The organism is Pandoraea oxalativorans (assembly GCF_000972785.3).
Lineage (GTDB): Bacteria > Pseudomonadota > Gammaproteobacteria > Burkholderiales > Burkholderiaceae > Pandoraea > Pandoraea oxalativorans.
The window spans coordinates 3,814,098-3,827,652 of the sequence record NZ_CP011253.3; the positions used below are offsets into that span (position 1 = coordinate 3,814,098).

Genomic DNA, 13,555 nt, shown 5'->3' on the forward strand with positions numbered 1-13,555 from the left:
CGTGAAGACGTTGCCATAGGCAATAGCCCGCAGTGCGCCAATTCCGAAAGCACACGAAACACGACCGAACATCATGCGACAACTGATCCTCGATACCGAAACCACCGGCCTGAATGCCAAGACGGGCGACCGTCTGTTGGAAATCGGTTGCGTGGAACTGGTCAACCGACGCCTGACCGGCAACAACCTGCACTTCTACATCGACCCCGAGCGCGACAGCGATCCGGGCGCATTGGCGGTGCACGGCCTCACGACCGAATTTCTCTCCGACAAACCGAAGTTTGCCGAGATCGCCGAGCAGTTGCGCGAGTACTGCCGCGGCGCCGAGATCATCATTCACAACGCGGCGTTCGACCTGGGCTTTCTCGACATGGAGTACAGCCGCCTCGGCTGGCCGCCGTTCATGGAGCATTGTTCGGGGCTGATCGACACGTTGCTGCGCGCGCGCGAAATGTTTCCGGGACGCCGCAACTCACTCGACGCGTTGTGCGAACGACTCGGCGTGAACAACGCGCACCGTACGTTGCACGGCGCGTTGCTCGATGCGGAACTGCTCGCGGACGTCTATCTCGCGATGACGCGCGGTCAGGAAAGTCTCGTCATCGACGACGGCGAAGGTGACGAAAGCAACGACGGCGTGCCGCGCGAGAAGATTTCGTTGCGTCAGTTCGATCTGCCGGTGATCCTCGCGGCCAGCGAAGAAGTGGCGTTGCACGACGGCGTACTCAACGGCATCGACAAGGGCATGAAGGGGACGTGCGTGTGGCGCACGGAACCGACGCCGCCCGAAGGCGAAGCGCCGGCAGCGCCCTGATTGCACGATCCGTAGGCGAAGACCACGAGCCTTGCGAAAATTTCGCGCAAAGCCCTTCCCAAACGAAGAAAACGTCCCTATAATCGCTGTCTTTGCTGCTTGCGAGTCATCGCAAGAAACGACGTGAAGTGATCGAGAGATATCATCACGACGGCAGCAAAACAGAACAAAAGAAAAGTTGCAGACTTCTACGAAAACAGTTAAAGTTCTGCTCCTGATTGCGAAAGAAGAACTTCAGCAATCGACACTAAGTCATTGATTTAGTTAATGATTTGGGTGGTTAGCTCAGCGGTAGAGCACTGCCTTCACACGGCAGGGGTCACAGGTTCAATCCCTGTACCACCCACCAGATTCGCGCGAACCGCGCAGAAAAGGCCCTCAAGCATATGCCGAGGGCCTTTTTCTTTTTCCACCGAAATCTGTAGCGCAAAGTGGGTGCAGCAACGGTGGGCATGTGAATCAGACTACACCGCTCGAATGCTCAAGTATGCGGCACAAGGCCGCACCCTGAATGGTTGCGCTGCCGGGGAACGCGTCGCGCTCGTCAACGCTTGAATCCCGCCGCGCCCACCACACGAACGTCCGGCCCCATCAGCGAATAGACGATCCCGGCATTGTTCGCCGCCGCGCCGGTCAGCACACCCTGCGTCGAGAATTGGCATCCGCCCGCGCAAGCACCGCCCGTCACGTTTTGCGTCATCGTGCTGAATGTCGCACGCGCACCATCGGGGCCGACGGTCGTCGATCCGGCGCCGGTCACGTAGGTCGGCCCCGCCGACATCGCGATGTTCAGATTCGGCGTGACGGCATACTGCGCGTTCTGGAAGGCGATGCTCAGATTGCCCGAGAGCGTACCCACCGCCCCCGTCGCCATATCGATAGCCTTTGTCGCACCGGCAAGCGCGTACGTCATCGTGCCGCTCACCGGCAGATTCGCATCGAGCGTCGGACGACCGATGACGTAAGGCATACCTGCGCTCCATGTCGACAGATCGAAGGTGACGCCGTGATCCGCCACCGTGCCCGCCGTCCAGCGCCCCCAGCCAAGGTCTTCCAGTGCGCCGGTATCGGTTGCCGTCACGCCGGACACCACGTTGAACGGCACCGTCGTACCGGTGAACTTCGTCAGCGCATTCGCACTGTTGAAGACACCCGCGCCGATGCCGAGATTCGCCAGCCCGTCCGAACCCCAGTTCATCATGTAGTAGTCCACGCCGTTAGAGAGCACCAGGGGCGGCTCCGTGGGCGTGACGGGAGGCTTCGTTTCCTTCGGAGGCAAAGGAATCACAATGATGTCCGGCGACGGCAATGTGAGGATTGGCGCGATGGGAAGTGGGATCGGTGCCGTCGGTGCCTTCGGTGGGATTGCGGCAATAAGCGGCGGCGGCGTGAAAAGCAGGCCCGGATTCTGCGGGATAACCACCGGCGGTACCGCGAAGGAAGAATTGAAGCCGAACTGCCCCGCGCTGAATTGCTGCGCCCCGCCCGGATTGGTCACCGTCACCAGGCCGTCGGCCACCTGAACGTACAAACCGGGGGCCATCCCCGACTGTGCGGAGGCCGACGGTGACGCAGAAGCCTGCAACGGCTGAGAGTCGAACCGGAGGTAATCCGACGCAGGCGCCCGGGGAAGTGTCGGCACAATTGTCTGGGCATTCGCCGACACACTGCCCAGCGTCGCCAATCCCGGCAACGCAACGATCCACCCGGCAACCCGCCAGGCACACAGACGGGACATGCCCCGCGCTATCGACAGTGGCTTGCGCTTCATGGTGTTTCGCACCGAATCGGATTGACGGACTTGGCGAGGGAGATCAACGGAAGTCATAGCGGGCCACGATCTCGTAAACACTACGGTGGTACTGATACAGCGGCTGACTGGAGCCGTTGCGCGTGAAGGTGTATTGCGGCGTGATCGAAAACGCCTTCGTCGCGAAGTACGAATAGCCAGCTCTCACATCAAGCTGACGATCGCGGCGCTCGACCAGAAACAGACTGTCCAGCGTGTCGTAATTGCGCCGCTCGAAGCTCACGTTGGCGAAGAGCATCTGATTGGGCATCACGTGCCATTCGCCACCGATGCGTCCGCCCCAAAGGTGATTGCCGAACGCAGCGGACAGGCCGTCCTTGGGACTCTCCCGTCCTGCATACATCGACGCATAGGCCACCGGCTCGCCATAGACCGACGTAAATCCCTTCACGATGGACGCCCCACCGATGGCGCGATTCACATCGCGGGCGTTCGTGCCCATATAGCGGATCGGCGTGTACTGCGCGAACGCCGCCGCCTGAAGACTCTCGCCGAGGTCGCGCGTCCACTGCGCGGTGAAACCGTTGAGGTTCCGGTAACTCTCCGAATCGACCCACATATGCTGGTTCGCATATTGCAGCCCGAAATTGTTCTTGCCGGACAGCCAGTTCGCGCCCAACTGGAACAGGTAGCTCCCCTGATCGAACGCGCGCGCGTTGCCACCATAGCGCCGCACGTCGACGTCCCCCGATCCCGACACGACAAGGTTCTCCGTCACGGCATGGCGCACGGCCAGACCACCGCTCACGTCGCCGAAATTCGCGGGCGTGCCACGAGAGCCGCCGTCGAGCACGAACATCAGCCCGCCAAGCGCAGGAATCGCGATGGACGAGTTGGTCGTCGCATTGTTGGCGTTGGTGTCGTGTCCGAAATTGCCCTGCACGTAGCCGGACCATGCCGTGCGCACACCCACCGGCGCGTCGATCGCATTCAGATAAGCCTGAATCACCGGACGAACGCCTTCGGGCACATCGCCCGCCGCCACCCCTTCGAATTCCCGCCGGGCGTTCTCTCGCTGGCCCAACAAGAAGTAAGTGCGTCCGAGTTCGAGATGCGTCGGGCCGTCCCCCGGCCGCTCGGCAATGCTGCGCTTGAGCGCGCGCTCCGCCACGTCGAGATGACCCGTGTCCGCTGCCGCGATGCCGAGCAGGTAATCGTATTCCGCGTCCCCGGCGAGACGTCCCTCCAACGGGGCCAGTACGGCATATGCCTGCGCCGGCGACTTTGCTTGCATATGCGCGCGTGCCTGTGCGATGGCGGAACCGCGGGCGTCAGCACTGACGGACAGTGAGGCATCCGCGGCGGCGACGTCCTCGGACGCCCACGCAACTCCCGTCAGCCCAACAGAAAACGCCGCGGCGACAAGCGCACTGCGGCGAAGCGATAGTACGGACATGCATGAATCCCCGGTACGACGAGACCCCGGCGTGACCGGCAGCCTCATGCTGGTTTGTTATTGGTTTTGCCTTGTGCAACCGCATAGCCCATCCGTCACTGCGCCTATATCTGTTTTGCTTGCGGCAGATGACGAACGCCCGGTGGCAGTCGGGAGGATAACTGCGCCCGGGATCAAACTTTCCGGGGGTCGGCGCGTTGCGCGCCATTTAATCGCAACGCCTCGCCGGTTGCAACTGAGAAAACAGAGTGTCGCGCGGCAGCATCAGCCGACGCGAAAGCACGGTCTCGAACCGGATTTCCTCGTGCATCGACGAGGGCAATTGCCGCGTTTTCCATAGATTTTCACTATTGAAAAACAAAATCCATCCAAACAAACCGCATCAGAACGCCCTTCCGCCCCGCCGTTTCCCGCACCCCTGCCCCAGCCTGCGGGGTTTTCAACGGCCTGATGGGCACTTCCGTGCCAGTCTTATATAAGACCCAAGCATTCACATTACGAAAAGGCATTTCAGTTTTGCCCCCGACCCATGTCACAATCAGGGAAAATTTGTCATGGCTTGCGGACTGTGACCCAGTCGGCGGCGTTCCCCCACCTTTTCCTGATTCTTGAATCCGAGACCAGCGATGAGCACGCAGCAACCCAGCATCATCTACACCCTGACCGACGAAGCTCCGCTTCTCGCCACCGGCTCCTTCCTCCCGATCATCCGCACGTTCACCGCTCCGGCGGGCGTGACGGTCGACACGAGCGACATCTCGGTCTCGGGCCGTATCCTCGGCGAATTCCCGGAATTCCTGACCGAAGAACAACGCGTCCCGGACAACCTCGCCGAACTCGGTCGTCTCACGCAGGATCCGAACACGAACATCATCAAGCTGCCGAACATCAGCGCATCGGTGTTCCAGCTCCAGAGCGCCATCAAGGAACTCCAGTCGAAGGGCTACAAGATTCCGGACTTCCCGGAAGACCCGAAGACCGACGAAGAGAAGGCCATCCAGAAGCGTTACTCGAAGTGCCTCGGCTCGGCCGTGAACCCGGTGCTGCGTGAAGGCAATTCGGATCGTCGCGCACCGCTCGCCGTCAAGAACTACGCCAAGAAGCACCCGCACAGCATGGGCGAGTGGAGCATGGCTTCGCGCACGCACGTCGCGCACATGAAGCATGGCGACTTCTACCACGGCGAAAAGTCGATGACGATCGACAAGGCTCGCGACGTCAAGATGGAACTCGTGACGAACAGCGGCAAGACGATCGTGCTCAAGCCGAAGGTCTCGCTGCTCGACGGCGAAATCATCGATAGCATGTTCATGAGCAAGAAGGCGCTGTGCGACTTCTACGAAGAACAGATGGAAGACGCACGCAAGACCGGCGTGATGTTCTCGCTGCACGTGAAGGCCACGATGATGAAGGTCTCGCACCCGATCGTGTTCGGCCACGCCGTGAAGATCTTCTACAAGGAAGCCTTTGAGAAGCACGGCAAGCTGTTCGACGAACTGGGCGTGAACGTCAACAACGGTCTCGTGAACCTGTACGAGAAGATCGAAGCGCTGCCGAGCACGCAACGCGAAGAGATCATCCGCGATCTGCACGCCTGCCACGAGCACCGTCCGGAACTGGCGATGGTCGACTCGGCCAAGGGCATCTCGAACCTGCACGCACCGAACGACGTGATCGTCGACGCATCGATGCCGGCCATGATCCGTATCGGCGGCAAGATGTGGGGTGCCGACGGCCGTCCGAAGGACACGAAGGCCGTGATCCCGGAAAGCACGTTCGCCCGCATCTATCAGGAAATCATCAACTTCTGCAAGACGAACGGCGCGTTCGATCCGACCACGATGGGTACGGTGCCCAACGTCGGCCTGATGGCGCAGAAGGCTGAGGAATACGGCTCGCACGACAAGACGTTCGAAATCGCCGAAGACGGCGTGGCGAACATCGTCGACATCGCCACGGGCGAAGTGCTGCTCTCGCAGAACGTGGAAGCTGGCGACATCTGGCGTATGTGCCAGGTCAAGGACGCGCCGATCCGCGACTGGGTGAAGCTCGCCGTGAACCGCGTGCGCAACTCGGGCATGCCCGCGGTGTTCTGGCTCGACCCGTACCGTCCGCACGAAGCCGAACTGATCAAGAAGGTCGAAACGTACCTGAAGGATTACGACACCAACGGTCTCGATATCCAGATCATGTCGCAAGTGCGCGCCATGCGTTACACGCTGGAGCGCGTGATCCGCGGTCTGGACACCATCTCGGTGACCGGCAACATTTTGCGCGACTACCTGACCGACCTGTTCCCGATCATGGAACTGGGCACCAGCGCCAAGATGCTCTCCATCGTGCCGCTGATGGCCGGTGGCGGCATGTACGAAACGGGCGCCGGCGGCTCGGCACCGAAGCACGTCAAGCAACTGGTGGAAGAGAACCACCTGCGCTGGGACTCGCTGGGTGAATTCCTGGCACTGGCTGTCTCGCTGGAAGACCTGGGCATCAAGACGGGCAACCAGCGCGCCAAGATCCTCGCCAAGACGCTCGACGCCGCAACCGGCAAGCTGCTCGACAACAACAAGGGTCCGTCGCCGAAGACCGGTGAACTGGACAACCGTGGCAGTCAGTTCTACCTGTCGATGTACTGGGCGCAGGAACTGGCCGAGCAGACGGACGACGCCGAACTGGCAAAGTTCTTCGCCCCGCTGGCCAAGCAACTGACCGAGAACGAGAAGACCATCGTGGGCGAACTCGCCGACGTGCAAGGCAAGCCGACCGACATCGGCGGCTACTACAAGCCGGACTTCGAAAAGCTCGAACAAGTCATGCGTCCGAGCAAGACGTTCAACGCGGCACTGGCAAGCGTCGCCAAGGCCTAAGAAGCCTAAGCCAAGATGCGGTACCGGGCGGTCCGCAAGGACTGCCCGGTACCGCTGGCAAGCAACAAAAAAGCGGATCCACTCACATGGACCCGCTTTTTTTAGGTTCATCGCGCAATAGCGTGGAGGGATTTGACAAGTTTTCGTACTCTTGATGGCAGGAATTTGCCATCAGGAGTGCGTGGAGATGCTGGATCGCAAGCTGCTGGAGTCGCTGGGAGGCTGGCAGGGCTATGCCGTCGAACGCGTGGAGTGGCCCGAGGGCACAGGGCGCACGCTGTCGATCTATTTGAAGCCAACCGCCAAGGTGATGCTGTGCGAGCAGTGCGGCGCACGATGTCGCCAGGTCCATGAGACCACGGTGCGCCGGGTGCGAGATCTGCCGTTATTTGAGTACCGGGTTGTTCTTCATGTTCCACGCCGGCGCTTGTTGTGTGAGCAATGCGGTGGCCCGCGCCTGGAGCGGCTTACTTGGCTGGGTCGCTACCAGCGGGTGACGGATCGGCTTGCGGCGGCCTGCAGCCAATTGCTGCAATCGAGCAACGTGCAGGCGGTGGCGAGGTTCTTCGAGCTGGGTTGGCATACCGTCAAGACGCTGGACAAGGCCCGGCTCCGAGCGTCAGTGCGCGAACCGGATTGGTCCAGGATCGAGTATTTAGCGATGGACGAGTTCGCCCTGCATAAAGGGCATCGGTACGCGACGGTAGTCGTCGATCCGATCAGCAGGCAGGTGCTGTGGATCGGCCCAGGACGCTCACGCGAGACGGCTCGGGCGTTCTTCGAGCAATTGCCGCGTGGGGTCGCCCAACGCATCAAGGCCGTAGCCATCGACATGACTACGGCCTACGAGTTAGAAATCCAGGCCCACTGCCCACGGGCGGAGATCGTCTATGACTTGTTCCATGTCGTGGCCAAGTACGGACGAGAGGTCATTGATCGGGTGCGCGTGGATCAGGCCAACCAACTGCGCCAGGACCGTCCCGCGCGCCGGGTCATCAAATCGAGCCGCTGGCTGTTATTGCGCAACCGCGACAAGCTAGACCGGCAGCAGGCCGTCCGGCTCGACGAATTGCTGCAAGCCAACCAGCCGCTGCTGACGGTCTATGTCCTGAGGGACGAACTCAAGCGGCTCTGGTTCTACCGAAGACCTGCCTGGGCAAAACAAGCCTGGCACCACTGGTGCGAGCAGGCCGAGCAAAGCGGAATAGCCCCCTTGAACACCTTCGCTCAGCGTCTGAAAGGCTATCTGCATGGCATCCTGGCCAGATGCCGACATCGTCTAAACACCAGCATCGTTGAGGGCATTAACAACACTATCAAGGTCATTAAGCGGCGCGCCTACGGCTACCGAGACCAGGAATACTTCTTCCTCAAAATCCGCGCCGCCTTCCCCGGTAATGCTCAATGAACCTTTTTTTTCGCACCCGCAAATTGCGCTGTGCAAGAGGTAAACCGCCAGTGTTAACCCGCGAAGTGTGACGGCAACAACGGAATAACGAGTATCAACGCTGCGTGATACGTCGTATGAGGCACCTTGATAATAATGATCACGCCTCAAAGCAACACCGATCCCCGCGCAACGCGAAGTCAGTGTGTCAATGACTCAGGCGTGCCCCCTTGCACCCTTCGGTGAAAAGAGCAGGACAGAGGCACGCACAAACTAAAACGAGACGGAGACACATTCATGAGCAAGGCGGCAGGTTGGCTGCGGGGCACGCTCGCCCTCGCCATTTGCGGCGCGGCGGGCGTCGCGAACGCACAATCCAGCGTTTCCCTTTACGGTCAGGTCGACGCGTGGGTCGGCGCGGCCAAAGCCCCCGGCGGCGAACGCGCGTGGACGCAGGCCGGGGGCGGTATGTCCACGTCCTACTGGGGTATCAAGGGCGCCGAAGATCTGGGCGATGGCCTCAAGGCGATCTTCACGCTCGAGGACTTCTTCCTGCCGCAGAACGGCCGCTACGGCCGCTTCACCGGTGACAGCTTCTTCTCGCGCAACGCCTACGTCGGTCTGCAATCGAACACGCTGGGCACGATCACGATGGGTCGGCTCACGACGTCGTACTTCGTGTCGACGATTTTGTTCAACCCGTTTGTCGACTCCTACACCTTCAGCCCGATGGTCTACCACACGTTCCTCGGTCTCGCGGGACAAGGGATCGTCGGCGACTCGAGCTGGAACAACGGCGTGATGTACGCCACGCCCGACTACAAGGGGCTGGGCGCAAGCTTCTCGTACGCCTTCGGCAACAAGGCGGGGGAAATGGGGCAGAACAAATGGAGCGCCGCGGCCATGTACTTCCATGGCCCGCTCGCCGCCACGCTCGCCTATCAGCAGGTCAAGTTCGACTCGACGCCCGACGATCAGGCAGGCATCACCGGCTTTCGCAATCAGCAGGCGCTTCAGGCCGGTCTGACGTACGACTTCAAGGTGGTCAAGTTCTTCGGTCAGTACCAATACATCAGGAACACGATCACGGGCGGCAATCTGACGTCCAACGGGGGCCAGCTCGGCTTTACCGTGCCGCTCGGCGGGGGTAATGTGATGGCGTCCTACGCGTACACGAAGAATTCCGGCGCGAACAATGCCAGCCGGAATACGTGGGCCATCGGCTACGACTACAACCTCTCCAAACGCACCGATGTGTACACGGCCTACCTCAACGACAAGGTTTCCGGGCTGGATGCCGGGAATACTTTCGGGGTGGGCATGCGCATGAAGTTCTGACAGACTCGACGCAAGCAGTCGCCTGACGAAATCGGTGGCACGGGCTCGCGCGCAGTACAATGCGCGCGCCCCCGCTGCACACGGACAACGGCATAACAAAGTCACAAGGAGAGCGCGTTGCTGACCAAATTCTTCAAACTCGAGGAGCATGGCTCCAATGTACGCACGGAAATGGTGGCGGGTCTCACGACCTTCCTCACCATGTCGTACATCATTTTCGTCAACCCCAACATCCTCGGCACGACGGGCATGGACAAGAGTGCCGTGTTCGTCGCGACCTGTCTTGCAGCGGCGATCGGCTCGGTGGTGATGGCCTTCGTCGCCAACTACCCGATCGGCATGGCGCCGGGGATGGGCCTGAACGCTTTCTTCGCCTTCACGGTCGTGGGCGCGATGGGCTACACATGGCAACAGGCGCTCGGCGCGGTGTTTATCTCAGGGTGTCTGTTCATCATCCTGACCGTGACAGGGGTGCGATCCTGGCTCATTGCCGGGGTGCCCAAATCGTTACGATGCGCGATCGCTGCGGGTATCGGCCTGTTTCTCGCCATCATCGCGCTCGGTAACGCCGGCGTGGTCGTCGCCAACCCGGCCACGAAGATCGGCCTGGGCGACCTCCACTCGCCGCAAGCCCTGCTCGCCATCTTCGGCTTCTTCCTGATCGCCGTACTCGACGCGCTGCGGGTGCGCGGCGCCATCCTGATCGGCATTCTGGCCGTGACGGTGCTCTCGATGGCGCTGGGTCTGAACCAGTTCCAGGGCGTGTTCGCCATGCCGCCGAGCCTCTCGCCGACGTTCCTCCAGCTCGACATTCCGGGTGCCCTGCACGCCGGGTTCGTGCACGTGATTCTGGCCTTCGTGCTGGTCGAAGTGTTCGACGCGACCGGTACGCTGATGGGTGTGGCCAAGCGCGCCGGTCTGCTCGAAGGCACGCAGTACAAGGGCTTGGGACGTGCGCTTTTCGCCGACTCCATCGCCATCTTTATCGGCTCGCTGCTGGGCACGAGCAGCACCACGGCTTACGTGGAAAGCGCCTCGGGCGTGCAGGCTGGCGGCCGTACGGGTCTGACTGCACTGACGATTGCCGCGCTGTTCATCCTTGCGCTGTTCATCGCCCCGCTGGCTGGCTCGGTCCCGGCGTACGCCGCCGCACCGGCGCTGCTGTACGTCGCAGGCCTGATGCTGCGCGAACTGCTCGACGTCGAGTGGGACGACATCACAGAAGCCACGCCGGCCGCCCTCACCGCGCTGGCCATGCCGTTCACGTACTCGATCGCCACTGGTCTGGCATTCGGCTTCATCTCGTACGCCGTGCTGAAGTTGTTCACGGGCCGCGCGAAGGAAGTCCACCCGGCAGCGTGGGTGATCGCAGTGCTGTTCGTATTGAAGTACGTCTTCTTCCCGAGCTGATCGGCACGGGACATCGTCACCGTCGATTGGGACGGTTCCGATAGTAGGCAACAAGCAAGACGGCCCGCCGGGAATTTCCCGGCGGGCCGTCTTGTTTTGACGTCGCAGTTATGCGCGGGCAGCGCAGATCAATGCCGCAAGTCCCGCGCGATGCTGGCCCTGCGCGTCGAAGTTCTCCGGCGAGAGCCACTGCTCGAAGCCCCGGCTGATGGCAGGCCATTCCGCATCGGTGATGGAAAACCACGCCGTATCCCGGCTGCGCCCCCGATAGACGATGGCGTTACGGAAGACACCTTCGAACGTGAAGCCGTAGCGGGCCGCCGCACGGCGCGATGGTGCATTGAGCGAGTCGCACTTCCATTCGTAGCGGCGATAGCCCAGTTCGTCGAATGCGCGACGCATCAGCAAGTACTGCGCCTCGGTCCCCGCACGCGTGCGCTTGAGCAGCGGGGAGTACGCCACGTGCCCGACTTCAACGACACCATTGGCCGGATCGATGCGCATGAGCGCCAACGTACCCACGGCCTTACCCGTCTCCAGATCGACGATGGCGTGATGCAGCGGATCGTTGGACGCCGCCTGCTTCGTCGCATACGCGTAGTAGCTGTCGAAATCGGGGAACGGGCCACCGCTCATGTAAGTCCAGTCGCGGCCGTCCGGCGCGGTGGCGTACGCGTCGAAGAGATCCTTGGCGTGACGCTCGACGTCGATCGGCTCCAGGCGGCAGTACCGCCCACTGACCGGCGTTCGCGGCGGCTGAGCGCGCGGCTTCCAGTCGGGCAGCGCCGGGCCGATGGGCTGGTCGTAGTCGTTGAAGTTCGGTGCGTCGGTCATGGCTTTCTAATCTCCGGCAATTGGCTGGGCATTTTGATCGTCCTGACTAAGTTATCTCGCCAGTGGTACGATGAAAAGCACCACACTTCGCGAATCTCTTGGTGCCATGACATTCGTAGCCAAAACGCGCGCCGACGCGACGCCGTCGGCACCTGCCGTTGCCCCGGAGAACGTTGCTGCCCTGTTCGATAGCCCGCTTGCTACGGGACCGGGACGCAACGTCTCACTCCAGAAGCAGCTCCTCACGCGACTCAAGCACGCCATTCTCGAAGGACGTCTGCCGGCTGGCGCACGTCTGCCTGCGTCACGCACCCTCGCGGAAGACCTCGCCGTGTCGCGCAACACCGTCTCCATCGTCTACGACCAGCTCGCTGCCGAGGGTTTCATCGTCCCGCATCGGCTCGGCACGCGCGTCGCGCAGCTCTCGCTCGATCCGCACATTGCCGCGCAAGCGGCGCGGATCGCGAAGTCGAGGACGCAAGAGGTCGATGCGCCGGACGTCGCGTCGGAAGTCGTGAGCGCACCGTCACCGTCACGCCGTATCCAACGCCTGCCCTCCACCCGGCACGCCGCGCGTGCGGGCGAAACCCCGCTGCCGTTCACGCCCGGTGTGCCTGCGCTTACCCGCTTTCCCGCGAGCACTTGGCGACGCACGCTGGAGCGCGTGATGCGTGAGGCGCAGCCCCGTCACTACAACTACGGCGATCCACTGGGCGAGCCTGCGCTGCGTGAAGCCATTGCCGATCACCTGCGCATCTCGCGCGGTGTGCGGTGCGATGCCTCGCAGGTCGTCATCACGGAGGGCGCGCACGAGGCGCTGATTCTCTGCGTGCGTTTGCTGACCGACCCGGGCGACACGGTGTGGATGGAAGACCCCGGTTATCGCGGCGCGAAGGCCGCCTTTCATTCGAGCGACGTGCGACTGCAGGCACTGCGCGTGGACGACGAAGGCATCGTCATTCCCGAAGGCTTGTGGGAGCGCTCGCCGCCGCGACTGGTGTACGTCACACCATCGCATCAATATCCACTTGGCAGCGTATTGTCGGCAGCGCGCCGTCTCGATCTGATTGCGCAGGCGCGGCGTCACGGCGCGTGGATCCTGGAGGACGACTACGATAGCGAGTTTCGCCATCAGGGCGAGCCGATCGCCGCGATGCAGGGTATGGTGCCGGACGCCCCCGTGGTCTACGTCGGTACCTTCAGCAAAACGATGTTCCCCGCACTGCGTCTCGGGTTTCTGATTCTGCCGACGGCGCTCGCCGCGCAGGCCCGTGATGCGCTCGACGAACTGCTGCGCGGCGGTCATCGCTTCGAACAGCTAGCACTCGCCGACTTCATCCGAAGCGGGCAGTTTGCGCGCCATCTGGGGCGTATGCGACGTTTGTACCGGGAGCGTCAGACGGCATTGCGCGACGCGCTGGCCCTGTACTTCGATCCGGCATACGCGGTGATTGGCGAACGCTGCGGACTCCATCTGACGGTGCGACTGGACGCCGCCTTCCCGGACAAAGCCATCGTAGCGACCGCGCAGCGCGAAGGGATCGGCCCTCGCGCGCTATCGAGCTTTGCGCTCGATCCGCAACCGGCGGACAACGGGCTTGTGATCGGCTACGGGGATACGGACGCCTCCCGCATCCCCGGATTGATCAAGCGGCTGGCGGCGATTGTCGCAGCCGCCGGGGCAAAGTCGGCCGGGTAA

The 13,555-nt window shown here is 62.0% G+C and carries 9 protein-coding genes and 1 tRNA gene; 7 read left to right on the forward strand and 3 right to left on the reverse strand.

All coding sequences use genetic code 11. The annotated features are described in order from the left end of the window. The first annotated feature begins 73 nt into the window (after positions 1-73). Both dnaQ and MB84_RS16815 read left to right on the forward strand, forming a co-directional pair. Positions 74-814, forward strand: coding sequence for a DNA polymerase III subunit epsilon (dnaQ, locus tag MB84_RS16810; protein WP_046292588.1), 741 nt, complete (start codon positions 74-76; stop codon positions 812-814). A 274-nt stretch (positions 815-1,088) separates the two neighbouring features. After that, positions 1,089-1,163 (forward strand) — tRNA-Val (locus tag MB84_RS16815). 195 nt (positions 1,164-1,358) lie between these two features. Here the strand turns inward: MB84_RS16815 and MB84_RS16820 are convergent. After that, positions 1,359-2,585 (reverse strand): hypothetical protein, encoded by a 1,227-nt coding sequence (locus tag MB84_RS16820; RefSeq protein WP_157122768.1) that lies wholly within the window; start codon positions 2,583-2,585, stop codon positions 1,359-1,361. Positions 2,586-2,628: 43 nt separating this feature from the next. Then, a complete protein-coding gene (locus MB84_RS16825; protein WP_169835020.1) occupies positions 2,629-3,858 on the reverse strand; it encodes a surface lipoprotein assembly modifier in 1,230 nt (409 codons plus the stop codon). 788 nt (positions 3,859-4,646) lie between these two features. On the opposite strand from MB84_RS16825, the gene MB84_RS16830 reads away from it, so the two are divergent. The 4 genes from MB84_RS16830 to MB84_RS16845 all read left to right on the forward strand — a co-directional run bounded on the left by MB84_RS16830 (position 4,647) and on the right by MB84_RS16845 (position 11,022). Continuing rightward, positions 4,647-6,887, forward strand: a complete 2,241-nt coding sequence (locus MB84_RS16830; protein ID WP_046292590.1) for an NADP-dependent isocitrate dehydrogenase — start codon at positions 4,647-4,649, stop codon at positions 6,885-6,887. A 187-nt stretch (positions 6,888-7,074) separates the two neighbouring features. Then, entirely contained in the window at positions 7,075-8,295 is a 1,221-nt protein-coding gene (locus MB84_RS16835; RefSeq protein ID WP_046289972.1) for an ISL3 family transposase, read from the forward strand. Between the two features lie 276 nt (positions 8,296-8,571). Continuing rightward, the gene (locus MB84_RS16840; RefSeq protein ID WP_046292591.1) at positions 8,572-9,612 is read left to right on the forward strand and encodes a porin; all 1,041 of its coding nucleotides are present in this window, start codon (positions 8,572-8,574) and stop codon (positions 9,610-9,612) included. A 117-nt stretch (positions 9,613-9,729) separates the two neighbouring features. Further along, entirely contained in the window at positions 9,730-11,022 is a 1,293-nt protein-coding gene (locus tag MB84_RS16845) for an NCS2 family permease (protein WP_046292592.1), read from the forward strand. 108 nt (positions 11,023-11,130) lie between these two features. On the opposite strand, the gene MB84_RS16850 is transcribed toward MB84_RS16845, so the two are convergent. Next, positions 11,131-11,856: a GNAT family N-acetyltransferase gene (locus MB84_RS16850; RefSeq protein WP_046292593.1), complete on the reverse strand. Its 726-nt coding sequence runs from the start codon at positions 11,854-11,856 to the stop codon at positions 11,131-11,133. Positions 11,857-11,962: 106 nt separating this feature from the next. On the opposite strand from MB84_RS16850, the gene pdxR reads away from it, so the two are divergent. Continuing rightward, positions 11,963-13,555 carry a MocR-like pyridoxine biosynthesis transcription factor PdxR gene (pdxR, locus tag MB84_RS16855; protein WP_084009832.1) on the forward strand — a complete coding sequence of 531 codons (1,593 nt, stop codon included), beginning with the start codon at positions 11,963-11,965 and terminating at the stop codon, positions 13,553-13,555.

Coding starts and splice junctions, on each gene's coding strand:
- dnaQ (WP_046292588.1), top strand. CDS start 74: ATGCGACAACTGATCCTCGATACCGAAACCACCGGCCTGAATGCCAAG.
- MB84_RS16820 (WP_157122768.1), bottom strand. CDS start 2,585: ATGAAGCGCAAGCCACTGTCGATAGCGCGGGGCATGTCCCGTCTGTGT.
- MB84_RS16825 (WP_169835020.1), bottom strand. CDS start 3,858: ATGCAAGCAAAGTCGCCGGCGCAGGCATATGCCGTACTGGCCCCGTTG.
- MB84_RS16830 (WP_046292590.1), top strand. CDS start 4,647: ATGAGCACGCAGCAACCCAGCATCATCTACACCCTGACCGACGAAGCT.
- MB84_RS16835 (WP_046289972.1), top strand. CDS start 7,075: ATGCTGGATCGCAAGCTGCTGGAGTCGCTGGGAGGCTGGCAGGGCTAT.
- MB84_RS16840 (WP_046292591.1), top strand. CDS start 8,572: ATGAGCAAGGCGGCAGGTTGGCTGCGGGGCACGCTCGCCCTCGCCATT.
- MB84_RS16850 (WP_046292593.1), bottom strand. CDS start 11,856: ATGACCGACGCACCGAACTTCAACGACTACGACCAGCCCATCGGCCCG.
- pdxR (WP_084009832.1), top strand. CDS start 11,963: ATGACATTCGTAGCCAAAACGCGCGCCGACGCGACGCCGTCGGCACCT.